Source organism: Achromobacter pestifer (assembly GCF_013267355.1).
GTDB lineage: Bacteria > Pseudomonadota > Gammaproteobacteria > Burkholderiales > Burkholderiaceae_B > Achromobacter > Achromobacter pestifer_A.
In genome coordinates this window covers 2,091,747-2,116,548 of record NZ_CP053985.1, presented here as the reverse complement: position 1 = coordinate 2,116,548, position 24,802 = coordinate 2,091,747, and the positions used below count along the sequence as shown (strand labels likewise).

At 66.6% G+C, this 24,802-nt stretch carries 26 protein-coding genes; 15 read left to right on the top strand and 11 right to left on the bottom strand.

Translation table 11 applies throughout. The annotated features are described in order from the left end of the window. Window positions 1–719 precede the first annotated feature (719 nt). Window positions 720–1,640, top strand: coding sequence for a LysR family transcriptional regulator (locus FOC84_RS10255; RefSeq protein WP_173144325.1), 921 nt, complete (start codon window positions 720–722; stop codon window positions 1,638–1,640). 33 nt (window positions 1,641–1,673) lie between these two features. Here FOC84_RS10255 and FOC84_RS10250 read toward each other — a convergent pair whose 3' ends face one another. Then, window positions 1,674–2,669, bottom strand: a complete 996-nt coding sequence (locus FOC84_RS10250; protein WP_254241942.1) for a Bug family tripartite tricarboxylate transporter substrate binding protein — start codon at window positions 2,667–2,669, stop codon at window positions 1,674–1,676. Window positions 2,670–2,866: 197 nt separating this feature from the next. Beyond that, window positions 2,867–3,112: a hypothetical protein gene (locus tag FOC84_RS10245; protein WP_013391206.1), complete on the bottom strand. Its 246-nt coding sequence runs from the start codon at window positions 3,110–3,112 to the stop codon at window positions 2,867–2,869. 197 nt (window positions 3,113–3,309) lie between these two features. On the opposite strand from FOC84_RS10245, the gene FOC84_RS10240 reads away from it, so the two are divergent. The 12 genes from FOC84_RS10240 (at window position 3,310) to FOC84_RS10185 (ending at window position 14,869) form a co-directional block, all read left to right on the top strand. After that, the gene (locus FOC84_RS10240) at window positions 3,310–4,434 is read left to right on the top strand and encodes a cupin domain-containing protein (RefSeq protein ID WP_173144324.1); all 1,125 of its coding nucleotides are present in this window, start codon (window positions 3,310–3,312) and stop codon (window positions 4,432–4,434) included. Between the two features lie 88 nt (window positions 4,435–4,522). Next, entirely contained in the window at window positions 4,523–5,434 is a 912-nt protein-coding gene (locus FOC84_RS10235) for a fumarylacetoacetate hydrolase family protein (RefSeq protein ID WP_013391208.1), read from the top strand. A gap of 53 nt (window positions 5,435–5,487) precedes the next feature. Beyond that, window positions 5,488–6,672, top strand: coding sequence for an ABC transporter substrate-binding protein (locus FOC84_RS10230; RefSeq protein WP_173144323.1), 1,185 nt, complete (start codon window positions 5,488–5,490; stop codon window positions 6,670–6,672). Continuing rightward, on the top strand, window positions 6,669–7,583 hold the full coding sequence (locus tag FOC84_RS10225; protein ID WP_173144322.1) for a branched-chain amino acid ABC transporter permease: 915 nt from the start codon (window positions 6,669–6,671) through the stop codon (window positions 7,581–7,583). Before FOC84_RS10230 ends, FOC84_RS10225 begins: the two co-directional genes overlap by 4 nt. After that, the gene (locus tag FOC84_RS10220) at window positions 7,580–8,566 is read left to right on the top strand and encodes a branched-chain amino acid ABC transporter permease (protein ID WP_173144321.1); all 987 of its coding nucleotides are present in this window, start codon (window positions 7,580–7,582) and stop codon (window positions 8,564–8,566) included. Before FOC84_RS10225 ends, FOC84_RS10220 begins: the two co-directional genes overlap by 4 nt. Further along, window positions 8,556–9,326, top strand: a complete 771-nt coding sequence (locus FOC84_RS10215) for an ABC transporter ATP-binding protein (protein WP_173144320.1) — start codon at window positions 8,556–8,558, stop codon at window positions 9,324–9,326. Before FOC84_RS10220 ends, FOC84_RS10215 begins: the two co-directional genes overlap by 11 nt. Then, window positions 9,313–10,005, top strand: a complete 693-nt coding sequence (locus tag FOC84_RS10210; RefSeq protein WP_173144319.1) for an ABC transporter ATP-binding protein — start codon at window positions 9,313–9,315, stop codon at window positions 10,003–10,005. The genes FOC84_RS10215 and FOC84_RS10210 overlap by 14 nt, the downstream gene beginning before the upstream one ends. 133 nt (window positions 10,006–10,138) lie before the next feature. Next, on the top strand, window positions 10,139–10,912 hold the full coding sequence (locus FOC84_RS10205) for a GntR family transcriptional regulator (protein WP_173144318.1): 774 nt from the start codon (window positions 10,139–10,141) through the stop codon (window positions 10,910–10,912). Continuing rightward, window positions 10,905–11,789: an alpha/beta hydrolase gene (locus FOC84_RS10200; protein ID WP_173144317.1), complete on the top strand. Its 885-nt coding sequence runs from the start codon at window positions 10,905–10,907 to the stop codon at window positions 11,787–11,789. The genes FOC84_RS10205 and FOC84_RS10200 overlap by 8 nt, the downstream gene beginning before the upstream one ends. 31 nt (window positions 11,790–11,820) lie before the next feature. After that, window positions 11,821–12,735, top strand: coding sequence for a LysR family transcriptional regulator (locus FOC84_RS10195; RefSeq protein WP_173150046.1), 915 nt, complete (start codon window positions 11,821–11,823; stop codon window positions 12,733–12,735). A gap of 150 nt (window positions 12,736–12,885) precedes the next feature. Beyond that, window positions 12,886–13,875, top strand: a complete 990-nt coding sequence (locus FOC84_RS10190; protein WP_173144316.1) for a Bug family tripartite tricarboxylate transporter substrate binding protein — start codon at window positions 12,886–12,888, stop codon at window positions 13,873–13,875. A gap of 49 nt (window positions 13,876–13,924) precedes the next feature. Beyond that, on the top strand, window positions 13,925–14,869 hold the full coding sequence (locus FOC84_RS10185) for a succinylglutamate desuccinylase/aspartoacylase domain-containing protein (protein ID WP_173144315.1): 945 nt from the start codon (window positions 13,925–13,927) through the stop codon (window positions 14,867–14,869). 16 nt (window positions 14,870–14,885) lie between these two features. On the opposite strand, the gene FOC84_RS10180 is transcribed toward FOC84_RS10185, so the two are convergent. The 3 genes from FOC84_RS10180 to FOC84_RS10170 form a co-directional block, all read right to left on the bottom strand. Continuing rightward, the gene (locus FOC84_RS10180) at window positions 14,886–15,407 is read right to left on the bottom strand and encodes a lipocalin family protein (protein WP_173144314.1); all 522 of its coding nucleotides are present in this window, start codon (window positions 15,405–15,407) and stop codon (window positions 14,886–14,888) included. A gap of 83 nt (window positions 15,408–15,490) precedes the next feature. Next, window positions 15,491–17,062 (bottom strand): glutamate--cysteine ligase, encoded by a 1,572-nt coding sequence (gene gshA / locus FOC84_RS10175; RefSeq protein ID WP_173144313.1) that lies wholly within the window; start codon window positions 17,060–17,062, stop codon window positions 15,491–15,493. Window positions 17,063–17,094: 32 nt separating this feature from the next. Next, on the bottom strand, window positions 17,095–17,988 hold the full coding sequence (locus tag FOC84_RS10170; RefSeq protein ID WP_173144312.1) for an alpha/beta hydrolase: 894 nt from the start codon (window positions 17,986–17,988) through the stop codon (window positions 17,095–17,097). A 60-nt stretch (window positions 17,989–18,048) separates the two neighbouring features. Here FOC84_RS10170 and FOC84_RS10165 point away from each other — a divergent pair, with 60 nt between their 5' ends. Next, entirely contained in the window at window positions 18,049–18,588 is a 540-nt protein-coding gene (locus tag FOC84_RS10165) for a hypothetical protein (protein WP_088138109.1), read from the top strand. On the opposite strand, the gene FOC84_RS10160 is transcribed toward FOC84_RS10165, so the two are convergent. Further along, window positions 18,578–18,817: a helix-turn-helix domain-containing protein gene (locus FOC84_RS10160; protein ID WP_438800867.1), complete on the bottom strand. Its 240-nt coding sequence runs from the start codon at window positions 18,815–18,817 to the stop codon at window positions 18,578–18,580. The two genes, FOC84_RS10165 and FOC84_RS10160, sit on opposite strands and share 11 nt — an antisense overlap. Before the next feature lie 199 nt (window positions 18,818–19,016). On the opposite strand from FOC84_RS10160, the gene FOC84_RS10155 reads away from it, so the two are divergent. Beyond that, a complete protein-coding gene (locus FOC84_RS10155) occupies window positions 19,017–19,913 on the top strand; it encodes an AEC family transporter (RefSeq protein ID WP_173144311.1) in 897 nt (298 codons plus the stop codon). A 93-nt stretch (window positions 19,914–20,006) separates the two neighbouring features. On the opposite strand, the gene FOC84_RS10150 is transcribed toward FOC84_RS10155, so the two are convergent. The 5 genes from FOC84_RS10150 to FOC84_RS10130 all read right to left on the bottom strand — a co-directional run bounded on the left by FOC84_RS10150 (window position 20,007) and on the right by FOC84_RS10130 (window position 24,683). Next, complete coding sequence (locus FOC84_RS10150) at window positions 20,007–21,014, bottom strand: Ldh family oxidoreductase (RefSeq protein ID WP_173144310.1); 1,008 nt, start codon at window positions 21,012–21,014, stop codon at window positions 20,007–20,009. 38 nt (window positions 21,015–21,052) lie between these two features. Continuing rightward, window positions 21,053–21,988, bottom strand: a complete 936-nt coding sequence (locus FOC84_RS10145) for a hydroxyacid dehydrogenase (RefSeq protein ID WP_173144309.1) — start codon at window positions 21,986–21,988, stop codon at window positions 21,053–21,055. Window positions 21,989–22,008: 20 nt separating this feature from the next. Then, window positions 22,009–23,019 carry a Bug family tripartite tricarboxylate transporter substrate binding protein gene (locus FOC84_RS10140; RefSeq protein ID WP_173144308.1) on the bottom strand — a complete coding sequence of 337 codons (1,011 nt, stop codon included), beginning with the start codon at window positions 23,017–23,019 and terminating at the stop codon, window positions 22,009–22,011. Window positions 23,020–23,198: 179 nt separating this feature from the next. Then, the gene (locus FOC84_RS10135) at window positions 23,199–24,374 is read right to left on the bottom strand and encodes a UxaA family hydrolase (protein WP_088138104.1); all 1,176 of its coding nucleotides are present in this window, start codon (window positions 24,372–24,374) and stop codon (window positions 23,199–23,201) included. 27 nt (window positions 24,375–24,401) lie between these two features. Next, window positions 24,402–24,683 carry a UxaA family hydrolase gene (locus FOC84_RS10130; protein WP_042795507.1) on the bottom strand — a complete coding sequence of 94 codons (282 nt, stop codon included), beginning with the start codon at window positions 24,681–24,683 and terminating at the stop codon, window positions 24,402–24,404. Window positions 24,684–24,802: the final 119 nt, after the last annotated feature.

Below are 24,802 nucleotides of genomic sequence, written 5' to 3'. Positions count from 1 at the left end.
TTTGGGAGGGATTTTTGGGCATCCGGACCGCGAGCGCGGCGAGCGCAATGCTCAGACCCGCCAGCGGCGTGCCATAGAACAACGGTGGATACCGGCGGTTTGGATACTTTTGCTTGCCTCTGCGCGAGACGGATTTCCCATTTCGGCAATGATTGTTTATTGCCGATTATTAGCAACTTGGACAACGGTTTCGGGCTCTTGCCCGACATGAAAATCCTACGGCGTGAGCATGGAAACGCATGATTCAACCCGGCATGAACCTGGCGGGGCGAAGGCAATCATTGCTAATTTTGTTGCAGCGAACCATGCGGAATATTGCGAACATCGAATCCCATGGCTTTACTTGAATTGGCGCAGTTTTACAAAGCCGAGGTGAGTGGAAAAACACGAAGTTCTGATAGGGTCAATTTCTGCGGAAAACCCGGATATTTCGTTAAAATCAATTGCTTGGGATTATGAGCGGGAGCCTCGTCTCCCGCTTTGCATTCAGGCTTGCAGACCCGTACCAATGTCTGCGAGCCGTGAGGGGAAACGGGTTAACGGCCCTTTTTTTCTTCCGGACTCAGCCTTCGCTCGCCAATCCGACGAACGCGATGACGCATTGCAGCAGGGAAACCCAGCCCGCCATTCCGATTCTGACAACCCATCCCGGTGCAAACCGGGATTGTCCTGGCGTCGCTGGGGACTTGGTTGTGTCTCAGGCTTAGGATATCCACCGCATGAATCTCCGGTTTCTGGAAACGTTTGTTCGCGCCGCCAGGCTCAAGAAAATGACATTGGCCGCGGAAGAGCTGCATGCTTCCCAGGCAGCCATCTCGGCTCGCATAGCGGCCTTCGAAGAAGAGCTGGGGGTAAGAGTATTTGTGCGGGAAAAGGGTAAGCAGCTGAGTTTGACGCCCGTCGGCGCGGATATGCTCGGACCCGCGGAAGAGTTGCTGGCTCATGCGAGAGCATTTACCAGCAGGTTTGGGACCACGGATGTCAGGCCCACGCAGGTCAGCATCGGCATGAGTGGAACCGTCGCGCAAGCCATACTTGAACCCATGGCGGCCACGCTTTACAGGCAGTGGCCGGACGTTACGGTGCACCTGCAGTCGTTGACCAGCACCGACATACGTCAGCAACTGCTGGACGGCGCGCTGGACATAGGGCTGCTGCTGGGTAGCGTCGACGAGCCGAATGTGGTCAACCGGAAGTTGCTGGAACTGGATTATGTCTGGGTCTGCAGTCCGAAACTGATCAGTTGTGGCACGGAACCCACGCGGGATCAGATGAAGCAGCTTCCCCTGCTGTGCTATCCGGTGGATTCGCTGCTGTACTCGGTGATAGCCGCCTACTTTGCGGCTCCACAGATGCAGGGCTTCAAGCTGATCGTGGTGAGGTCGCTGTCGGTCATGCTGCGCCTGGTCCTCGCGGGCGCCGGATACGCGGTCTTGCCGGCCGATCTCATCCGCGACGAGCTCGATTCAGGCAAGCTTGCGCGGCTTCCGTTTTCCAGGCCGTTTCCGCCGCAGACGTACTTCGCCTCTTATGTTGACCAGCCCGCGGTTCCGCTGCGCGCCGCCATGGTGGATTGCATCTGCGAGGTCGCGCGGCAGGTCTTGAACAGTGTGCCGGAAGATCCGTCGATTACCGGATGAAGGACCGATCCTGAGAACAACGGGCGCACGGCGTCAATCGCGTTCCGATGCGCGAGACGTCGCGATGATCTGTCGCCACGCCAGGGCATCGCGCTCTATCGTCCGCGCAAACGCTTCGGGGCCTTCGCCTATCGGTTCCACAATTTCCTTGGCGAACGTTTCCCGCAACGCCGGGTCGGCCAAGGCTTGCTGCACGCCGCGGGCGACTCTGGCGGTGATTGCGGGCGGCGTGTCGCGTGGCGCGCATATGCCGACCCAGCCCACGAAGCCCAGGTCGCCCAGGCCTTGTTCGGCCAAGGTCGGCACGGACGGAATCCGCGGCATGCGCTGATCCATGCTGACGGCCAGCCCCTTGACGCGGCCAGACTCGACAAAGGGCAACGCCGAAACGATGCTGTCCATCATCAGGTTCACGCGCCCCGTGGCGAGGTCCGCATAGGCGGGTGTGGAGCCGCGGTAAGGCACGTGCAGCATGTCCAGCCCGTTGCGTGCCTTGACCTCCTGGCCGGCGAGGTGGGGCATGGTGTTCTTGCCTCCGGAGGCGTAGCTGTATTTGCCGGGAGCCTGCCGAGCCGCGGCGATGAATTCCTTGAGCGTGGAGACGGGCGCGCCGGGATCGGCGACCCATATCGTTGGCGTATTGGCGATGTGGACGACGGGCGCCAGATCGTCGACACGGTACGGTAAGCTGGGATAGAGCGCATTGGCCACGACCAGGCTGCTGGTGGAGCAGAGCAGCAGGGTATGGCCATCGGGGCGGGCCCGGGCTACGGTTGCGGACCCTATGGTGCCGCCGGCGCCCGGCCGGTTTTCCACGACCAGCGGCTGGCCCAGCGCCAGGCCTGCCGGGCCCGCGATCTGGCGCGCGACAGTGTCATTGCCTCCGCCAGGGGGAAAAGGCACGACCAGCGTCACGGGCCTGGTTGGCCAGTCGGAGGACTCGGCCGACCGAGCCGCAGGCATCAGGGCGCAAGCAACGGACAGGAGCCCGGCCACGGCGGAGCAACGCAAGGGAAGTCGGCGAATCATGCAGCTTCTAGGTGGTAAGGATGGGCAGGAGGACCGCGCGAAACACAGCATCCTGCCGGACATCCTTGCTCCGGTGAAGCTAATAAATATTCATACCGACCAAGGAAAAGTTATAGCCCGACTTCCTCGACCGGGAACAGGCGATGACGAGCCGGGATCCGTGTCGCCCGCTTGCGGGCGACACGGGGACTTCGCATTCAATCGTCCAGCGCCGGCACGGTTCCGATCTGCATGAGGATGCGCGGCGATTCCATGTCGCCGGTTTCCTTGTCGATCAGCACTTCATAGGCGGCGACGCCGGCGAACTTGGAGGCCATGGAGTTGGCGATGCGTATGGCGCCGAACTCGCTGCTGGCGGGGCGGATTTCACCGGGGGCGACGCCATTGGCGGCGGCGCGGTAGGGAACGACGATGTACTGAACGAGATGGGCAGCTTCTGACACAGGGTTCTCCTGGACGACAGTTTTTGGGCGAGCGAAATGTATCACGTTGTACTGTGTTTTTGTACAGTATTGTTTGCCGCCGCGCCAACAATTTTCAGCGTGCCTGGGAAAACCCCTAGCGCGCGCTCGTTGCCCGAATACCGGCTCGCCTCTATTATTTTCGAAAATATCTAAATTTTTATAAAAAGAGGCAAGGGATGGAAGCGAACCGCTACGACGCGTACCGCGAGGACACCATAGGCCGCGCCAATGTGGCCGACTCGCCCGAGCTCATCGCCTACTACAAGGAGCTGGCCCGCCTGGAGACCGGCGCCCTGTGGACGGTGGCGAACAAGATCGAGCCCTGGGCGCCGCGCTCGGTCTCGGTGCCGGTGGTGTGGCGCTACCAGGACTTGCGCGGCCATGTGTTGCGTTCCGCCGAACTGGTTTCCCCCGAAGAGGCGGGGCGGCGCGTGATCTACCTGAACAACCCCGGCCGGCGCGACGTGGCCGCCGCCGTGGGCTGGCTGTATTCGGGCCTGCAGGTCATGAAGCCGGGTGAACTGGCTTCCGCCCACAAGCATTCGCATTCGGCGTTGCGCTTCATCATGGAAGGGCGGGGCGCGTTTACCGTGGTGGACGGCCACAAGATGACGCTGGGCGCGAACGATTTCGTGCTGACGCCCAACGGCACCTGGCACGAGCATGGCGTGGCCGAGGACGGCACCACCTGCATCTGGCAGGACGGCCTGGACATCCCGCTGGTCAACGCGATGGAAGCCGGCTTCTACGCCGTGCACCCGGATCTGAACCAGACCGTGACCTATCCGGTGGACGACACCACCGCCGCCTGGGCCAACGCGGCGCTCAGGCCGCAAGTGTCCGGTTGGACCAAGCCGTATTCGCCGCTCTTCAAGTACGAATGGGAGCCCACCTACGAGGCGCTGCGCCGCTATGCGCGCACCACCGCGGGCAGTCCCTACGACGGCATCCTGCTCGAATACGTCAACCCGGCCACGGGCGGCCCGGTCATGCCCACCATCGGCGCCAGCATGCAGCTGCTGCGCCCGGGCGAGCACACCAAGGCCCATCGCCATACCGGCAGCTTCATCTACCAGGTGGCCAAGGGCAGCGGCTATTCCATCATCGACGGCAAGCGCTATGACTGGACCGAGCGCGACATCTTCTGCGTGCCGTCCTGGGCCATTCACGAACACGTCAATCTGTCGTCCAACGACGACGCTTGCCTGTTCAGCTTCAACGACCTGCCCGTGATGCGCGCGCTGGCGCTTTACCGCGAAGAAGCGGTCAAGGAAAACGACGGCCACCAAGTGCTGATCTAGCGCCGCCCGTTCCCTATTGGATTTTTTTCCGCCGCGCGGGCCTGGCCCGCGCGCCTGACTCAACTCGTCCTGAATTTATGGAGTTCTTATGCGCTTGGTAACTTTTCGCGCTCATCCCACCGCCGCTGCCCGACTGGGCGCGCTGGCCGAAGGCTATGTGATCGACCTGGCCCTGCTGGGCCGCGCCGGCGGCGTGGACCTGCCCGATGACATGCTGGCCTTCATCGACCTGGGCCCCGTGGCCGTGGCGCAGGCCAGCAAGCTGATGGAAGCCTATCGCGGCAACTGGCCCGTGGGCAGCGCGCTGCCGCAGGAAAACGTCAAGCTGCTGGCGCCGATTCCGCGTCCGCGCAAGAACATCTTCGGCATCGGCTTGAACTACGTGGAGCACGTGGCGGAATCCAGCCGCACGCTGGATACCTCGGCCGACCTGCCCAAGCAGCCGGTGATCTTCTCCAAGCCGCCCACCACCGTCATCGGCCCGGGCGATGCCATCGAGCACAACGCCAAGATCACGCAGCAGCTGGACTGGGAAGTCGAGCTGGCCGTGATCATGGGCCGCCGCGCCTCGCGCGTGGCCGAGGCCGATGCGCTGTCCTACGTGTTCGGCTACAGCGTGATGCTGGACATGAGCGCGCGCGATTGCCGCCGCGCCGGCCAGTGGATCTATTCCAAGGGCCAGGACACCTATGCGCCCTTCGGCCCCTGCATCGTGACCGCCGATGAGATCCCGGATCCGCAGGTGCTGGACCTGTGGCTGACGGTCAACGGCGAGAAGAAGCAGGGTTCCAACACGAGGCACATGCTGTTCAAGGTGCCGTTCCTGATCTCGGACATCAGCGCAGGCATCACGCTGGAGCCGGGCGACATCATCGCCACCGGCACGCCGGAGGGCGTGGGCGCGGGCCGCAAGCCGCAGGAATGGCTGTGGCCGGGCGACGTGGTGGTGGCGTGCGTGGAAGGCATCGGCACGCTGCGCCATCCGGTGGTGGCCGTTTAAAAACGCCCGGCCGCCGGGGGGCGGCGGGCAACGCAGTCTCCAAGGGGAAAAACATGATCAAGAAACAGATTCTGGGCGGCGCGTTGTCCGTCGCGTTGGGCGCTGCGGCGTCCATGGGGGCGGCCCACGCCGCCGAACCGGTCAAGATCGGCTTCATCGCCACCTTGTCCACGCCGGCCGGCTATATCGGCGAGGACGAGCGCGATGCGTTCAACCTGGCCATCAAGCAGGGCGGCGGCAAGCTGGGCGGCGTGCCCGTGCAGCTGGTGATCGAGGACGACGGCCTCAAGCCCGCCAACGCCAAGCAGGCGGCCGACCGCCTGCTGCAATCGGGCGTCAAGCTCTATACCGGCGTGAACTTCTCCAATGTGCTGGCGGCTGTCGTGCCTAGCGTGGTGAAGTCCGGCGCGTTCTACGTCAGCCTGAATCCTGGCCCGTCGAACTTCGCGGGCGAAAAGTGCGATCCGAACTACTTCGTGGCGTCCTACCAGAACGACGCCTTCCATACGGCTGGCGGCGTGGCGGCCAACGAACTGGGCTACAAGAAGGTCGTGCTGCTGGCGCCCAATTACCAGGCGGGCCGCGACGCCATCGAAGGCTTCAAGCGCACCTACAAGGGCGAAGTGGTCGCCGAGATCTACACCAAGCTCGACCAGTCGGACTTCTCGGTGGAGCTGGCGCGCCTGCGCTCGCTGGCGCCCGACGCCATCTACCAGTTCCATCCGGGCGGCACGGGCATCAACTTCGTCAAGCAGTATGCGGCGGCCGGGCTGAACAAGAGCATCCCGATGCTGATGCCCAGCTTCTCGATGGACGCGCGCATGATCCAGGCCACGGGCGACGCCTCGGCCGGCGCCTACATCACCGGTATCTGGTCGCAGGACTTCGATAACGCGCAATCCAAGGCTTTCGTGCAGGCCTTCAAGCAAGCCTACGGCCGCGTGCCGACGGACTACGCCATGCAGGCCTACGACACCGCGCAGTTGATCGGCGCGGGCCTGAAGGCCACCGGCGGCGACCTGTCCAAGGCGGCGGAGTTTCGCGCCGCGTTGCGCAAGCCCGAGTTCACGTCGTTGCGCGGCAAGTTCAGCATGAACACCAACCAACATCCGATCCAGGATCTGTATTTGATGCGCATCGAGAAGGACAGCGACGGCGGCCTGTCGCCGAAGCTGGTCCGCAAGCTGGTGTCCGATGACAAGGACGCCTACGCGCAATTCTGCAAGATGCCGTCATGACGCTCCTGTTTGAACAGCTGCTCAACGGGCTGCAGTTCGGCGCCATGCTGTTCATGCTGGCCGCCGGACTGACGCTGATCTTCGGCATCATGGGCGTGGTCAACCTGACGCACGGCTCGTTCTACATGGTGGGGGCGTATTGCGCGGCCTACGCCATCGGCACCACCGGCTCGTTCCTGGCGGGCGTGCTGGCGGCGCTGCTGGGGGCGGGCCTGTACGGCATCTCGGTCGAGGTGCTGGTGATACGCAAGCTGTACAAGCGGGACCACTTGTACCAGGTCCTGGCCACCTTCGGCCTGCTGTTGTTCTCCAACGAAGCGGTCAGCCTGATCTTCGGCCGGCGTCCGCCGCTGGTGGGCATTCCCTCCTTCCTGGAAGGCGCGGTGACGCTGACGCCCGGGTTCCAGTACCCGCTGATCCGCCTGTCCTTCATCGCCATCGGCGCGCTGGTGGCGGTGGGGCTGTGGTGGCTGGTCAACCGCACGCGCATCGGCATGCTGATCCGCGCGGGCGCCGATGACCGCGAGATGGTCGACGCGCTGGGCATAGACATCCGCAAGCTCTACACGCTGGTGTTCGGCCTGGGCGCCTTGCTGTGTGGACTGGCCGGCGTGATGGCCGCGCCGCTACTGGCAGTGGAAATCGGCATGGGCGAACGCATCCTGATCACGACCTTCGTGGTGATCGTGATCGGCGGGGTCGGTTCGGTGCGCGGGGCCTTGGCCGGCGCCTTGTTGGTGGGCATGGTGGACAGCCTGGGGCGGGCCTTCCTGCCGCAGCTGCTGTCGACGGTGTTCTCGCCGGCCACGGCGGACCCGCTGGCCGCAGGCCTGGCTTCGGCCAGCATCTATGTGTTGATGGCGATCGTGCTGATCGCCAAGCCGGGCGGGCTGTTCCCGGCGCGAGGATGAAGATGGCATACACACTTACGAACCGCGCCCGCTGGGGGCTGGGCGGCCTGGCGGTGCTGATCCTGCTGCCGGCCGCGGCGCTGGCCTCGGGCTCGCCGTTCCTGATTGGCGTGGTGACGCGCTTCTTGATCTACGGCCTGGCCGCGGTCAGCCTGGACCTGGTGATCGGCTATGGCGCCATGGTCAGTTTCGGCCACGCCATGTTCTTTGGGTTGGGCGGCTACGCGGTGGGCATCATCGCTTTCCACACGGCGGAGGCCGGGCCGATTTTCGGCTGGGCCGGCAGCAATGCCGCGCTGGTGGTGTGGCCGATAGCGCTCATCGTGTGCGCGCTGGCCGGCTGGCTGTTCGGTTATCTGGCGCTGCGCACGCGCGGCGTGCAGTTCATCATGATCACCCTGGCGTTCGGCCAGATGGTGTACTTCGTGCTGGTGTCGCTGCAGTTCTACGGCGGCGATGACGGCCTGATGATTCCACAACGCAATGAGCTGCCCGGCATCAATCTGGAAAGCCCCATGGCTTTCTACTATGTGTGCCTGGCGTTGTTGACCTTGTGGACGCTGCTTTGCATCCGCGTGACCAACTCGCGCTTCGGCATGGTGCTGCAGGCGCTGCGCCAGAGCGAGCGGCGCGCCATCAACCTGGGCGTGGCGCCCACGCCGTACCGGCTCAGCGCCTTCGTGTTGTCGGCGGTGGGCACGGGCCTGGCCGGTGTGCTGTGGGCCAACTATGCCGGGCTGGTGACGCCCGACATGGCGGCCTGGACCAAGTCCGGCGAGCTCATGGCCATCGTGATTCTGGGCGGCGTTGGCACCTTGCTGGGGCCGATCGCGGGCGCGGCGGTGTTCCTGGGGCTGGAGCAGATGCTGTCGTCCCTGACCGAGCATTGGCTGCTGTACATGGGACCCTTCCTGGTACTAGTGGTGCTGTGGGGCCAGAAGGGCCTGTTCGGAAAATTGCTGGAGACGCGTCATGCCGACTGATGCAAGCGCCAGCCTGTTGCGCCTGACGCAGCTGCGCAAAGCCTTCGACGCGGTGGTGGCCACCAACGGCGTGGACCTGGATGTGCGTGCGGGCGAGATCCACGCCATCATCGGCCCCAACGGCGCGGGCAAGTCCACCCTGATCGCGCAGATCTGCGGCGAGATCCGCCCGGATTCCGGCACCATCCATCTGGACGGGCAGGACGTGACCGCGCTGCGCGCCTTCGAGCGCGCCCGCCTGGGGCTGGGCCGCTCGTTCCAGATCACCGAGCTGTGCCAGGAGTACACCGCGCTGGAGAACGTGATCCTGTCGCGCATGCTCAAGGGCGGCCGGGCCTTCCAGGCCTGGTCCAACCCGCGCCATGACGCGGCACTGAAGACCGAGGCCATGCAATGGCTGACGCACGTGGGGCTGGAGGACCGCCGCCACGTGCGTTCTTCGGACCTGGCGCACGGCGAGAAGCGGCAACTGGAGCTGGCGGTGGCGCTGGCGCGTGCGCCGCGGCTGTTGCTGCTGGACGAGCCCATGGCCGGCATGGGGCCCGAGGAATCGGCGCGCATGACGCGGCTGCTGCAAGGCATGAAAGGCGACTACGGCATCCTGCTGGTGGAACACGACATGGACGCGGTGTTCGCGTTGGCCGACCGCATCAGCGTGCTGGTCTACGGCCGCGTGGTGTTCAGCGGCTCGCCCGAGGAAGTGCGCCGCCATCCGGAAGTGCGCGCCGCCTATCTGGGAGAAGAACATGTTGAAGGTTGACGGGCTGACGGGGGGCTACGGCTCCAGCAAGGTCCTGTTCGGCATGTCGTTCGAGGCTAGTGAAGGCGAGGTGATCTCGCTGATCGGGCGCAACGGCATGGGCAAGACCACCACGATCAAGACCCTGATGGGCATGCTGCCCGCCACCGGCGGCGCGGTACAGTTCCGCGGCCAGACGCTGGGCCGTTCCGCGCCCAGCAGCGTGGCGCGCCTGGGCGTGGGGTTGGTGCCGGAAGGCCGGCGCGTGTTCGGATCCCTGACGGTGCAGGAAAACCTGGTGGCGACTTCACGCGCCGCGGCGGGCGGATGGGATCTGGAACGCGTCTACACGCTGTTCCCGCGCCTGAAGGAGCGCCGCGGGCAGTCGTCGCGGACCCTGTCGGGCGGCGAACAGCAGATGCTGGTGGTGGGCCGCGCGCTCATGACCAATCCCAAGCTCCTGATCCTGGACGAAGCCACCGAGGGGCTGGCGCCGCTCATCCGGCAGGAGATCTGGCGCTGCCTGCGGGCGCTGAAGGCCGAGGGCCAGACCATCCTTGTCATCGACAAGAACCTGCCCGAAATGGCGACGCTGGTGGACCGCCACTACATCGTGGACAAGGGCCGGGTGGCCTGGTCGGGGCAGCCCGCGGAACTGTCCACCCAGCCCGAGCTGGCGCAGCGCTACCTGGGCATATGAGCAGGCTGCGCGGTGCTTATCGCGGCCCCGGAGCATGGGGGCGGGCAGGCGCCGCCAGCGGCCCGGGGGCGCGGGTAGAATGGGCCGCCTGCGCGCGGATCCGCGCCTCGGCCGCTGACATCTGGAGACCATCTTGAAGCCTAGAATCAAAGCTTCCCGCCAGGACGATCCCGGATCGGACGGGAGCGCCGGCATTGAGGAAATCACGCTGTCCGAGCAGGTCTACCGCCTGCTGCGGCGCGACATCATGCGCGGCGCCTTCGCGCCGGGCCAGTCCTTGCGGCTGGAGTTGCTGAAGCAGCGCTACGGCAGCAGCTTTTCGCCCATCCGCGAAGCGCTCAACCGCCTGCGCAGCGAGCGCATGGTCATCAGCACTACCTCGCGCGGCTTCAGCATCGCACCCTTGTCGGTCGAGGAAATGTGGGATGCCTGTGAAACCCGCATCCTGATCGATTGCGACGCGCTGCGCCGTTCGCTCGCCAATGCCGACGACGCCTGGGAAACGCGCCTGGTCGGCGCGTACCATGCGCTGACGCTGGCCGCGCAGCGCGCGGAGGCTGCCGCCGAGCCTTCGGAAGAGCTGGACGAACTGCTGGAGGCGCGCCACCTGGAATTCCACCACGCGCTGATCGGCGCCTGCCGCTCCCATTGGCTGCTGGACCTGTCGACCCAGCTCTATGCGCAGACCGAGCGCTACCGCCGTCCGGCGCGCGCTGGCGCGACCGCCTACGGGCCGGAGCGCAACGTCGACGACGAGCACCGCCAGTTGCTGGACGCCGCCATCTCGCGCGACGTGGAAGGTTCGGTCGCCATGCTGGCCGCGCATTACCGCAAGACCGCGCAGTTCATCGAACGCATCATTTCCCAGCCCCAATCGCAGCCCAAATCGCAGGCCAGGCATGCATAACACCGACATCGATCTCTTCTTCCCCACCATCGCCGAGCGCGAGGTGCAATACAACGCACGCGAATCGGTGCCGGATTTCGACGCCTGCGTGCGCCGCTATGCCGAGTCCTCGGCCCGGGTGCGCACGCGCCGCCCCGGCGTGCTGGACCTGCACTACGGCATGGGCCAGGATGAACGGCTGGACCTGTTCCTGCCCGCCGCCTCGCAGGCGCCGGCGCCGCTGTTCGTGTTCATCCACGGCGGCTATTGGCGCGCGCAGCGCAAGGAAGACGCGCCCGTGATGGCCGAGGCCTTCAACGCCGCGGGTGCGGCCGTGGCCACGCTGGAGTACACGCTGGTGCCCGAGGCCACGCTGGGCGAGGTGGTGCGGGAAGTGCGTTCCGCGGTGGCCTGGCTGTACCGGAACGTGGCGGCCTATGGCGTGGATCCCGAGAGGATCTATGTCAGCGGCAGCTCGGCGGGCGGGCATCTGGCCGGCATGCTGGTCGCGCCCGGCTGGCCCGCGCGCTATGGCGTGCCGGAGGACGTGATCAAGGGCACGTTGGCGCTCAGCGGGCTGTTCGATCTGCGGCCGCTGTGCGACGTCCTGCCCAACACCTGGCTGCAGCTCACGCCCGAGCAGGCGGCGCACCAAAGCCCGATCTTCCATCTGCCGGAACGGGCCGGCCCGATGCTGCTGGCGGTGGGCGGGCTGGAGACCCAGGGCTTCAAGAACCAGACGGCGGCATATGAAGCCGCCTGGAATGCCGCGGGGCTGGTTTCCACCCGCATCCCGACGCCCCACTGCAACCATTTCGACCTGGTCAACGAGCTGGAAGATCCGGACAGCGACCTGACCCGCGCCACCCTGGCGATGATGGGCTTGGGCGCCAAGTGAACGGCGGGCCGATGGCGTAAGCTTGACGCCCATGGCCGACCTGAAACTCCTTGAAGACCTGATTGCCCTGGCGCAGACCGGCAGCTTCGTGCGCGCGGCCGAGCTGCGGCACGTCACGCATCCTGCGTTCGGCCGGCGCATCCGTGCACTGGAGGCCTGGGCGGGCGCGCCGCTGATCGAGCGCCAGCGCCTGCCGGTGGTCCTGACGGCCGAAGGCGAGGCCCTGCTCAAGACCGCGACGCAGGTGGTGGAGCAGATGGGGCAGGTGCGCCATCGTATCCGCAGTTTCGGCGCGGGCGGCGAGGCCGTGCTGCGCATCGCCACCGGCCGCAGCCTGGCCCGCACGCTGGTGGCGGACTGGATCGCGCGACTGCGCCACCGCACGCCCAAGGTGCTGACCGAGGGCACGCAGGTCGAGCTGTCCACCGGCATGATGCAGGACATGGCGGCCCGGCTGGAGCAGGGCCGGGTGGACCTGCTGTGCTGCTACGAGCATCCGGCCCTGTCGGTGCAGTTGAGCCCTGGACGCTACCGCTACATGACGCTGGGCACCGACAAGCTTGTCCCCGTCAGCCAGGCGGATTCGCGTGGCCGGGCCCGCTACGTGCTGCAGGAAGGCGGGCCGTCCGTGCCTTTGATCACCTATGCGGGCGGCCTGGCGATGGAGCGCATCGTGGGCGACCGCCTGGAGACCACGCCCTATGCCCTGGCGCCGTTCCTGCGCAGCGATTCGCTGGATGCGGCGCATGGCGCGGTCGCCAAGGGCCTGGGGGTGGCGTGGCTGCCCTGGTCCATGGTGGCGGCGGATTGCCGTCGCGGCGCGCTGGCTGCCCTGGGCGGGCGCAGCGAGGAAATCTCGTTCGAGGTGCGGTTGTACCGCTCGCGGGCGCGCCTGGCCGACCTGGCCGAAGCAGCCTGGGAAGCCACGGCCAGCCGCAAGGCCTGAAATCCAATTGCCGCCTGGCGTGCGCGTGCCAAATCCGCACGACAATGTGTCGATTCAGCACGGAATATCCCTGGTGTACGTCCGAGAATAGCTCCCGAAACCTCAAATGAGACGGCGCCGCCGTCCACCACAGCACCCCAGGGAGAAAACATGAAATCCGTCCTGCATCCGTTGCGCGGCGCGCTAGCCGCTATCTGTGCCGTCTCTGCGCTGGCCGCGGCACCTTCCGCCCACGCCGAGTATCCCGAACGCGCCATCTCGCTGGTGGTCGGCTACCCGGCGGGCGGCAGCGTGGACCTGACCGCGCGCCTGTTCGGCGAAGAGCTGGCCAAGCGCCTGGGTCAGAGCGTGGTGGTCGAGAACGTGGGCGGCGCCGGCGGCACCATCGGCGCACAGCGCGTGGCGCGCGCCGCGCCCGACGGCTACACGCTGCTGCTGGGCTCGACCAATGAAATGGTCATCGCCAGCATGATCAACAACGCGGTCAAGTACGACAGCGTGAAGGACTTCTCGCCGCTGGGCGTGATCGCCTCGCAGCCCATGCTGCTGGCCGCCAGCAAGAACTCGGGCGTGAAGACCGCCGCCGAGTATCTGCAGAAGCTGCGCGCCTCCGCGCCCGGCAGCTTCAACTACGGTTCCTCCGGCGTGGGCACGACCCTGCACCTGGCCGGCGAGATGATCAACCAGTCGACCGCCACGCGCGCCGAGCACGTGCCGTACCGCGGCGTGGCGCCGCTGGTGACGGACCTGATGAGCGGCCAGCTGGACTACGGCATGCTGGTGCTGTCCTCGGGCCTGCCGCAAGTGCGCGCCGACAAGATCGTGGCCTTGGGCGTGACGGAAAAGAAGCGTTCGCCTGTGGCGCCGGATCTGCCGGCCCTGGCGGAGACGCCGGGCTTCGAATCCGTGGATATCAGCGTCTGGTTCGCGCTCTACGGCCCGGCTGGCCTGCCCGAACCGGTGGCGACCAAGCTGCGGACTGCGCTGGCTGAGACGCTGAAGTCGGAGCAGTTCCGCGCCAAGATGCAGGAAGCCGGCGGCGTGCTGTCGCAGCCGGGCCTGGAGCCGGCGGCCTATCAGGCCGAGGAAACCAAGAAGTATGGCGCGCTGGTCAAGGCCGCCAAGATCGAAGCCCAGTGATCCGACACCAGATCATCGCAACACCCTAGCACCGCAGCGGACGACATCCATGGAATTCAAGCTTCCCGTACCCGACCTGAGCGCAGAGCGCGCCGGCAATACCGGCACTCCTGGCGTGTGGCATTTCGATTCAGGCCTGCCCGGGCGTGCGTTGATGGTGTCCGCGCTGGTGCATGGCAACGAGCTTTGCGGCGCCTGGGCCTTGAAGGACCTGCTGGCGGCGGGCCTGCGGCCGCGCCGCGGCAGCCTGACGCTGGCGTTCTGCAATCTCGTAGCGTTCGACCGCTTCGACCATGCCAACCACGACGCGTCGCGCTTCGTCGCCGAGGACATGAACCGAGTCTGGAGCGCCGAGCGCCTGGACAACCCCACGACGCCGGACCGCCGGCGCGGCGCCGAGCTGCGTCCCTGGGTGGAGCGCGCGGACTGGCTGCTGGACCTGCATTCCATGCATGAGCCGGGCGCGCCTCTGCTGCTGACGGGCGTCCTGCCGCGCAACATCGCGCTGGCGCGCCGGCTGAAGGCGCCGCAGCATGTGATCGTGGACGCGGGGCACAAGGACGGCGTGCGCATGCGCGACTTCGGCCAGTTCGGCGATCCCGCCCGTGCAGATGCCTGCGCCTTGCTGATCGAATGCGGTTTCCATGGCGAGCTGGCGGCGCGCGACGTGGCGCGGGACATGGTGGCGCGCATGCTGCTGGAGTCGGGCGTGGCGGATGCGGCAGACGTGCCAGCGGGCTGGCTGTTGCCGGATGCTGATAACCAGCGCGTGCTGGAAGTGACGGACGCGGTGGTCGCGCCCTCCATGGACCTGCGCTTTTCCGAGCCCTGGACGGGCCTGGAGACATTCGAGCGGGCCGGTTCGACGATAGGCTGGGCCGACGGCCAGCCCATCGTGACGCCGTACGATCAATGCACGCTGGTCATGCCGTCGCTGCGGCAGCTGAAGCCGGGCGTGACGGTGGTTCGGCTGGCGCGCGACTACGCGGGATAGGGCGCCGCGGCACGTCTTACTTCTGCGGCGTGAACCGCAGTTCGTCCAGCTGATAGCCTTGGGCCTTGGCGGCGTCCAGGGCCTTGTCCAATTCTTCCTTGGGTAGTTGCGGCGAGCGCGACAGGATCCACAGGTATTTCCTGTCCGGGGTGCCGACCACCGACCAGCGGTATTCGGGATCCAGGCCGATCACCCAGTAATCGCCCTTGAAGGGCTTGAAGAACGAGACTTCGAGCTTGGTGTTGTTGCTGCCTTCCACCACGGTGGCGGTACCCGAGGCGGAGTCGACATCGCCGTCCTTGGTGCGGCAGCGGTTGTTCACGCCTACCGTGCCGTCGGCATGCGCCGTGTATTCAGCGGTAGTGTCTCCCACGCAGTCGCGCTGGAAGAACATGGGGAAATTCGCGATCTCGTACCACATGCCTGCGTAACGCTTCAGGTCCACCGATTCCACGGTCTGCATGGGCGGCGGCGCGGCATGGACTATCCCCGCCACGCTGGTGGCCAAGGCCAACAGGAATGTTGCGGTGCGGCGCATGGGGAAAACCTCCTGATGTGACAGAGCGGTCCGCGCCGGCCGGGGGGGGCCGGCGGCGCGGATCAAAACCCTAACGATACGCCTTATTTGCGCGGCGCCTTCAGTGCGGCGTGGTAGCGGGCCACATAGGTATCGAAATCCTCGGTGTCCGATTGCTCCAGACGCAGTTGCTCCGCGGCGGATTGCGCGGCGGCCTGCTCATAGGCCGTCGCCACATCGGCGGGCAGGGCCTGCGCGCGCAGCGCCTCGGCGTGCTTGCGGCTGAGGTCCAGCGAATAGTCATGGAACGACAGGCCGCTGTCGGAAAGCGAGGCCAGCAGGCGCGCCGACGGCGTGGAGTCGGGCTGGTCGAGCTTGGCGCGCTGGGCCGCCAGGGCCTCGGCATAGGCGCTGCCGCCCAGGGCGGAGTCGAACAGCGCGGCGTAGGGCGCGATCTGGTCCAGCAGTTCATGGCCCCATTGCGCCAGGCCGATGGACTGGCCCTCGCGGTCCAGCATCAAACCGGGCTTGCGGCCTTCCTTGACGACGGTCGAGAAGTTGTCGGCGCTGCGTTGACAGTAGCCGTTGGCGGGGAAGAAGGGACTGTCGGACGCGGTGCAGAACAGCAGGAAGGCGTCGACGAAGCGGCTGGTGCTGGCGTCGATGCCGACCGGCGAGTTCGGGTCGATGTCCAGGCAGCGCACTTCAACGTACTGCACGCCGCGTTCGGCCAGCGCCGTGATCGGGCGTTCGCAGCGGCCGGTGGCGCGCTTGGGGCGAATGCTGGAGTAGTACTCGTTTTCGATCTGCAGCACGTTGGTGTTGAGCTGGATCCATTCGCCGTCGCGGTGCGTGCCGATCTTCTGATAATCCGGCCAGGGCTGGCTCACCGCGTCGTAGAGGCGGCCCAGGAAGGTGTCCAGGTCGTTGTAGCAGAGCTTGAGCTGCGATTGCGCCTTGTTCTGGTAGCCGAGGTCGCTCATGCGCAAGCTGGTGGCGTAGGGCAGGTACAGCGTGCTGTCGCCCAGCTTTTGCAGCGGATGTTCGCGCCCGCGCAGGAAATCGCTGGACAGCGCCGGGGCCGCGCCGAACAGGTACATCAATAGCCAGGAATAGCGCGTGAAGTTGCGGATCAGGCCGATGTAGCCGCGCGAGCGGCGATCCTGGACGGTGCCGGCCTGCGTGTCCAGAACGGACCACAGGTCTTCGGCCAACGAGAAGTTGTAGTGCACGCCGGCGATGCACTGCATCGTCTTGCCATAGCGCACCGCCAGGCCGCGGCGATACACATGCTTGAGCATGCCGGTGTTGGACTTGCCGTACCAGGCGATGGGGATGTCGGCTTCGGACGGCAGCGTGGCGGGCATGGACTGATTCCAGATCAGTTCATGGTCCAGCACGCTGTAGACGTGACGGTGGGTGTTGGTCAGTTCGGCCAGCAGCGCGTCCACGTCCTTGTGGGTGCCCGTGATGAGTTCGAGCAGGGATTCGGAATAATCGGTGGTGACGTGTTCGTTGGTCAGCGCCGATCCCAGGCCGGCGGGGTGCGGCTTGCGGGACAGGACACCCTGTTCGTCCACGCGCAGGCCTTCCTTTTCGATGCCCCGCAGGGTCTGGGTCAACAGCGATCGGTTGGCCTCCAGGCGGGAGAGGCGGTTGGCGGCAGTATCAGTCACGGGTTCTTCTCGTTTGGGTCTGTCGCCGGATTTTACGGGGTGCCGGCCTCCTGTGCCGAGGGAGCCAATACTGGGGACAGGGACAATGCCTGCGCGGTGCGTGCCAGCCACTCGTCCAGGTCGGCATAGACCGGGTCGGCGATGGGGGCGGTTTCGTTGAAGATTTCGTGCCAGGCGGTGTCGTACCAGCGTAGCGTCAGCAGTTCGGCGGGCGCGCGCTGGGCGAACTGGCGGCTGCCTTCGGCGGCGACGATGGAGTCGTCGCCGGCCACCATCAGCAGGGTGCGGCAGGCGAGTTGCGGGGCCTCGCGCAGGGACTCGCGGCCGCCTTCGTCCACGAAACGGGCCAGGCGCCCCGTCATGTGGCGGCGCACCAGGGGGTCGCTGCGGTAGGCCTTCACCACGGCCGGGTCATGGGAGATGCGGGCGGGCGCCAGTCCATGGGGCACGCGCAGGTCGGGCGCATGCAGCGACATCCAGGTCAGCGTGCGCCGCACCCAGGGCGGCACGTGCACCACGAAGGGCGGCGAACTGAGCACCAGGCCGTCGATCTCGGCCAGGCGGCGCAAGGCGATCCGGACCGCGACCAGGGCGCCCAGGCTGTGGCCCAGCAGGATGGGCGGGCGTCCGTGCGCGGCGGTCCAGGCCCGCAGCCGGTCGACCGCGTCGACGACCAGATCGTCTTGGTGGTTCAGGGTTGCGGGCCGGCCGCCGGAGCGGCCATGGCCGCGGTGGTCGTGGGCGCCCACCGTCCAGCCGCGAGCGGTCAGCCAGCGCGCCAGGCGGTCATAGCGCCCGGCATGCTCGCTAAGTCCATGCAGCAGGTAGATACTGGGAGTGCCTGGGCCGGTGATCGGCGTGGGTACGTTGGGCGCGGCCGGCCACACATAGTTGGCCAGTGGCGTGCCGTCAGGCGCGGGGGTCATCGAAATCGGCGACAATTTCTGGCTTCCTCGAAATGAATAGACAGTCCAGGTCCACGGGTAATGACGATTTCATCGCTGTTTCGTTTCATGTTCAAGAAAGCCGGCGCGATTGCCGCGCTGGCCCTGCTGATCACGGCCTGCTCGCCCAGTTACAACTGGCGCGAAGTGGACGTGGCCGACGGCCACGCGCGCGCGGCCTTTCCGGACCGGGTCACGACGGACACCCGCGACCTGAAGCTGGACACCCATACCTTGCGTTTTACCCTGGCCAGCGCCACCGTGGGCGAGGCGGTCTTCGCTGTGGGTTCGGCCCCTTTGCCCCCGGACATTGCGAAGGATCCCGCCGCCAAGCAGGCGCTGGGCATGGCGCTGATGCACTCGCTCTACGCCAACATGCAGTCGCCGCCGCCCAATGAATGGCCTGCCTACGGACAGGACATCGAGGTCCAGGGCAAGGCCATGGGCAAGCCGGGCTGGCTGCGGGCCAGGGTCTGGGTGACCGACACCATGTTGATCGAGGCCGTGGCGGCCGGCACCGTGGAAAGCCTGCCGGCCGAGCGGGCGCATGAGTTCCTGCGTTCCGTCGTCATCAAGCCGTGACAGGCTGGATCAGGCCCAGCTGCAGCGCCGTGACCACCGCGGCGCGCCGGCCGCGCACGCCGAGTTTCTCGCAGGCGTTGCACAGATGGAAATTCACAGTGCTTTCGCTGACGCCGAGGATGCGGGCGGTTTCCCAGCTGGTCTTGCCCATGGCGGCCCAGTGCAGGCAACTGGCCTGGCGTTCCGACAGGGGTTTGATGGGCAGGGCCGGACTCGGTGCTGAATTCAAGGACGAATTCAAGGCTGACTTCTGGGCCGGGTTCGCGGCCGAATGCGGGGGCGTGGCGGAAAATGCGGTGGCTGGCATGGCGGTTGGGGGCATAAGCCCGGCGATTGACGAGTTGCCCCATGCTGCCGCCGGGACAGGCTGCCCGGCAAGCGATGATGCCTTCACGCATCAATCCTCTTATCTCTAACGGAATAAGCGCATGTCCGCCGTCGTGCAGTTCTATTTTTCATCGATCGTGCTGATGCTGCCGTTGCTTTTCTGCGCGGGCATAGGGGTGTATTGGGGCAAGCGGGACCTGCCGTTCGGCGGCTCCTTCATCACCATGCTGGTGACCTCGGTGACCACGCCGGCCCTGGTGTTCCACACCTTCGTCACGACCCACCTGGACGACCGCGCGCTGGCCGACGTGGCGGTGGCGACCCTGCTGGCGCTGTTGCTGTGCGCGCTGATATGCGCGTTGCTGCTCAAGGCATGGAAGCTGCCCGTGCGCACGCTGCTGCCTACGGCTTTCCTGCCCAACGCCGGCAACCTGGGGCTGCCGATTTCGCAGATGGCCTTTGGCGACGCGGGCCTGTCGGTGGCGGTCGCGTTCTTCGCGGTCAGCTCTTTTGTCATGCACACCATCGCGGTGCGCCTGTTGCCGGGGGTGAACACCAAGGGCAGCTGGAAGAGTCCGATTTTGCTGGCCTCCCTGGTCGCCGTGGCCCTGCGCCTCATGCATGTGCCGGTGCCCGCGTGGCTGATCGAGACTTCCCGCATGCTGGGCGCGGTGACCGTGCCGCTGATGCTGCTGAGCCTGGGGCATGCGCTGGCCCTGATTCCATCCAACGGCCTGCGCGACGGCGCCAAGGTCGCCGCCATCCGCTTGGTGGTCGGCCTCGCCGCGGGGCTTGCGGTGGTGTGGGCGCTGGACCTGGAGCCGGTGCTGGCCGGCGCGCTCAGCCTGCAGATGGCCATGCCTTGCGCCGTGGTCAGCTACATGTACGTCAAGCGCTACACGACGCAGGGCGATACGGCGGCGGGCGCGGTGCTGGTGTCGACCGTGGCGTTCCTGCTGCTGGCGCCGGTGATCCTGTGGTTCAGCCGCGGGGCTTGAGGGGGGGAATTGTCGCGACGCTGTCGCGACAATCGGGATGGCCGCAAGTCCAGGCGCCTGCGTGTTCCGTACCCAGCGGTCGCTGAGCTTGAATTACGCCGCGCCCGACATCGCGCGCAATTGCGCCATCAATGCGTCGGGGATCTCCACGCCGTGCTTGAGCGCTTCGTCGCGCAGCTTGCGGCGGCGGTCGCCCGGCAGGCGCACGCCTTCATCTTCCAGCATGGCGTCGACCAGGACTTCGACGCGATCCAGATAGGTGTTGTTGCCTGCCAGGGCGCCGGGGTCGATCGCCATGAAGGCCTGGCCCAGACGCGCCGGGCCGCCTTCGTCGACGAAGAAGGACTCGGTCTCGAAACCGAAGTGCGAGCCGGTCAGCGCGCAAGCCAGCAGTTCGACGATCAGCGCCAGCATCGCGCCCTTGACGCCGCCGGCGGGAAGCATGCTGCCCGCCAGGCCGGCCTTGGGATCGGTGGTGGGCTGGCCGTCGGCGTCCAGCGCCCAGCCCAACGGGATGGGCTGGTTGTCGCGGGCCGCGATCATCAGTTTGCCGCGCGCGACCTGCGACAGCGACAGGTCGATCACCAGCCGGGCGCCGCCGCGCCGCGGAAAGACGGCGGCGATGGGGTTGGTGCCGAAGAGCGGCCGCTTGCCGCCCCAGGCGGGCATGGCGGCGGGCGAGTTGCTCAGCGCGAGCCCGACCAGCCCAAGGTCGGCCAAGGCTTCGAGGTGGTAGCCGGCTTCGCCGAAGTGATGGCTGTTGGCGACGCCGATGAAGGCCACGCCGTGCTCGCGGGCGCGCAGGCCGGCCTGTTCGATCGCCATGGCGCAGGCGGGAAAGGCCAGGCCGGAACCGGCGTCGATCAGCGCCGCGCCGCCGCGCTCATGCACGATGCGCGGCACCGCCGTACCGATGGCGCGGCCGGCGCGCAGGTGTCCGGCATAGAACGGCACGCGCGACAGACCATGGGAGCTGAGCCCCTGGCTTTCGGCGAAGACCAGCGCGCGCGCGGTGCTGTCGGCCATGGCCGGGTTGGCGCCAGCGGCGGCCAGGCCTGCCGCCGCCAGGTGTTGCAGTTCGTCCAGATAGATGTGAGCCATATCCTTCTCTTCAAGGGCTGGCGCCGGGCCGTGTGGCTTCATCGGTCGCCGCCGGTAAGCGCCATTGTCACCCCGGCGGCCACCATGTCGGAAACGCGGGTGTTGGCTTCTTGCGTCAATCCGGCGATATGCGGCGTCAGGATCAGGTTGGGCGCACCCGCCAGCGGGCTGCCGGCGGGCAGGGGTTCCTGTTCGAACACATCAAGCGCGGCGCCGCGCAGATGGCCTGTACGCAGGGCGTCGGCCAGCGCAGCTTCGTCCACGATGCCGCCGCGCGAGGTGTTGATGAGCACGGCGCCGGGCCGCATGCGGGCGATGCGGCTGGCGTCCAGCAGCCGCCGCGTGCCGGGCGTGAGCGGCAGATGCAGGGTAACGGCATCTGCCTGGGCCAGCAGCTCGTCCAGCGCCATGGGGACGACACCGGTTTCGCGCCACGCGGGATGGTCTGGCGGCAGCGCCGCGTCGCAGGCAGCCACGCGCATGCCCAGTCCTTGCGCCAGGCTCGCCGTCAGCCGGCCTATGCCGCCGAAGCCCACGATGCCCAGCGTGCGGCCGTGCGCTTCCAGCCCCTGCGAGAGCGCGTTGCGGGGCCATGCGCCCGCCGCGACCCCGGCCGTGGACGCATAGGCGCCGCGCAATAGCATCAGCACCGTGCCGACGACATACTCGGCGACGGCCCGCGCATTGGCGCCGGTGGCGGGTATGACCGCAATGCCGCGGGTCGCGCAGGCGTCCAGGTCGATGTTGTCCAGCCCCACGCCCAGGCGGCCCACGGCCCGCAGCCGCGGGGCCGCCTGCAGCAGGGCGGCGTCGACGTTGCTGCGGTTGCGCACGATGAGGCCGTCGGCCTCGCTCGCCGCGGCCAGCAGGGCGTCGCGCTGCTCCACCAGCTCGGGTTCGTACCGCACCTTGAACCGCTGGCGCAGCGCGTCGACCGCGGGCGCGTCCATGAACTCGGAGATAAGGATATGCATCGGCTGGAACTCCTCGGTGGTCAGGCGATCTGGATGTTGGCGTCGCGGATGATCTTGGCCCAGCGGTCCACCTCGGATTTGAGGTAGGCGCCGAACTCCGCGGGGCCGCGCGGCTGGGGCACGAAGCCCAGCTGCAGCAGCGCCTGCTTCATGGCGGGCTGTGAGACCTGGCGCACGATGGCGTCGCCGATGCGCTGCACCAGCTCGGGCGGCGTACCCGCGGGCGCCAGCACGCCGGTGAAATTCTCGACGATCAGGTCTGGCAGGCCGGCCTCCTTCACTGTGGGTACGTCGGGCAGGTCGGCGCTGCGCTCGCGGGTGGTGATGGCCAAGGCGCGCAACGAGCCGTTCTTCACGTGCGCCAGCGATTCCGGATAGTTGGAAAACACCACATCCAGATGGCCGCCTATCAGGTCGGTGAGGGACGGCGCGCCGCCCTTGTAGGGGATGTGCATCATCGGCACGCCGGTGAGCTTCTGGTAGAGCGCCAGCGTCAGGTGCGGCGGCGTGCCGTTGCCGCTGGATCCGGCCGACAACGATTTCGAGCGAGCGGCCTTCGCCAGGTCGGCCATGCTCTTGATGTCGCTCTTGGCGTTGACCACCACCATGATGGGCGAGGATGCCAGCCCCGCCAGCGGCGTCAGGTCGCGGGTCAGGTCGTAGCCCGCCTTGCCGGCGAAAAGCGTGGCGTTGGCCGCGTGCGACAGCGTGATCGCCAGCCAAGTGTAGCCGTCGGGAGCGGCGTGGGAAACGTGCGCGGCGCCGATGTTGGCGCTGCCGCCGGGCTTGTTTTCCACCACCACGTTCCAGCGCTCGGCGTCGCTTAGGGCCCGGCCGACCTGGCGCGCGGCCACGTCGGTCAGGCCGCCGGGCGGAAAGGGCACCACGTAGTTGATTGGCCGTTCGGGCCAGGCTTTTTGCGCCAAGGCGCGCTGCCACGGCGCCAGGGCACAGAGGCCGGCGGCGCCCAGGGCGCCGAGCAGGCGCCGGCGTTGCGCGGCGTCGGGATGGTGATCGTGTTCGCTGTTCATCTGTCTTCCTCCTTGGGGGGCGCCCGGGTAGGAATGCAACCGCCTGTGCCGCCGTGGCGGGTGTCGCCCGGGTCTGCTGGTGTGGTTCTGAGACGATGCTGCGGGGGGATGCTGGCGGCAGGACGGCGCGTCCGCAATCCTGCTTGCGGACGCGCCGTTGCCAGGGACGACAGGCGCGTTTAAGCGCTTTCGAAGATGCGAGTCAAGACGAATTCCCGGTGGCCCAGTGCCTCGGCCGCCGTCCAGCGGCCGTTGGCGGTGGCCAGCATGCATTCCAGCAGCTTGTCGCCGGCCTGGTTCAGGTCGATGTCGCGTTGCAACAGGCCGCTGGTGTCCACGTCGATGTGCTCGGACATGGTGCGCACGGTACGCGGATTGGCGCAGATCTTGATGACCGGCAGGATGGGGTTGCCGATGACGTTGCCCTGGCCGGTGGGGAAGAAATGCACCGCGTAGCCCGAGGCCGCGCACAGGGTCACCATTTCGGCCGCGGCCGAGGACGAGTCCATGAACCACAGGCCGGGGCCGTCGGGGATCTCGGCCTTGTCGATCACGCCGTCCACGCGGCATTGCTTGCCGATCTTCTGGATGTTGCCCAGCGCCTTTTCCTCGATGGTGGTCAGCCCGCCCGCGATGTTGCCCTTGGTGGGCTGGGATTCCGACAGGTCGCTGGTTTTCCAGCGGTCGATCATGGCCTGGTAGCGGTCGAACATGAACATGAAGCGTTCGCGCACCGCATCGTTGGCGCAGCGTTCGGCCACGATGTGTTCGCCGCCGGTCAGCTCCGAGGTTTCGCCGAAGACCAGCGTGGAGCCCAGCGCGTACAGCTTGTCGAACGCGTTGCCCACGGTGGGGTTGGCGCCACAGCCGGAGGTGGTGTCGGATTCGCCGCATTTGGTCGACACCCACAGGTCGGCGATGGGGCACTCGCTGCGCGTGAGCGCCGTGGCGTAGTGCACGAATTCCTTGGCGCAGCGCGAGGCGCGCATGATGGTGTCGTGGTCGCCGTGCAGTTCGATGCTGAAGCCCATGACGGGCTTGCCGGTGGCCGCGATGCCATCCACCACGCGCTTGGTCCAGCCTTCCTCGATGCCGATCACCACCACGGCGGCGACGTTGGGATTGCAGCCGGTGCCGATCAGGGTGCGGAAGTGCAGCTCCAGGTCCTCGCCGAATTGCAGTCGGCCATAGGGATGGGGCAGGGCCATCGTGCCCTTGATGTTGTTGGCCACGGCTTCGGCCGCGGCATTGGAAATATCGTCCACGGGCAGGACGATGACGTGGTTGCGGACGCCGACGCGGCCGTTGTCGCGGCGGTAGCCCTGGAAGGTGGTCGAGGCGTTGATGATGGACATGGCGGATTCCTGTGCGGGTTGGAGGGCTTACCAGCGCTTGGTCTTGATGTTGTGCACATGGGCGTGCTGGCCGGCCTTGATGGGTTCCACCACGCGGCCGATGTCGACGCCGTACTTGAAGACGGTGTCGCCCACGGCCATGTCCTTCATCGCCACCTTGTGGCCGATGGGGATGTCCTGCGATGCGCGCACGTGGATGATCTTGTCTTCATCCATGATCCAGGCGTTCAGTTCCGTTCCGGCGGTGACTCCTTCCACCACGGCGACCGCCACCGTGTCCTTGGCATCGTGCAATACGGCGTGAATCATTTGTCTTCCTCTCTTGGGCTTTGGGGGCGCCCGGCAGATGCGGCGGCGGGGCGCGGATCACTACGGCCAGGAAATCTTAGGACCGGGTTTCGCGTATGTCAACTAAATCATATATATGA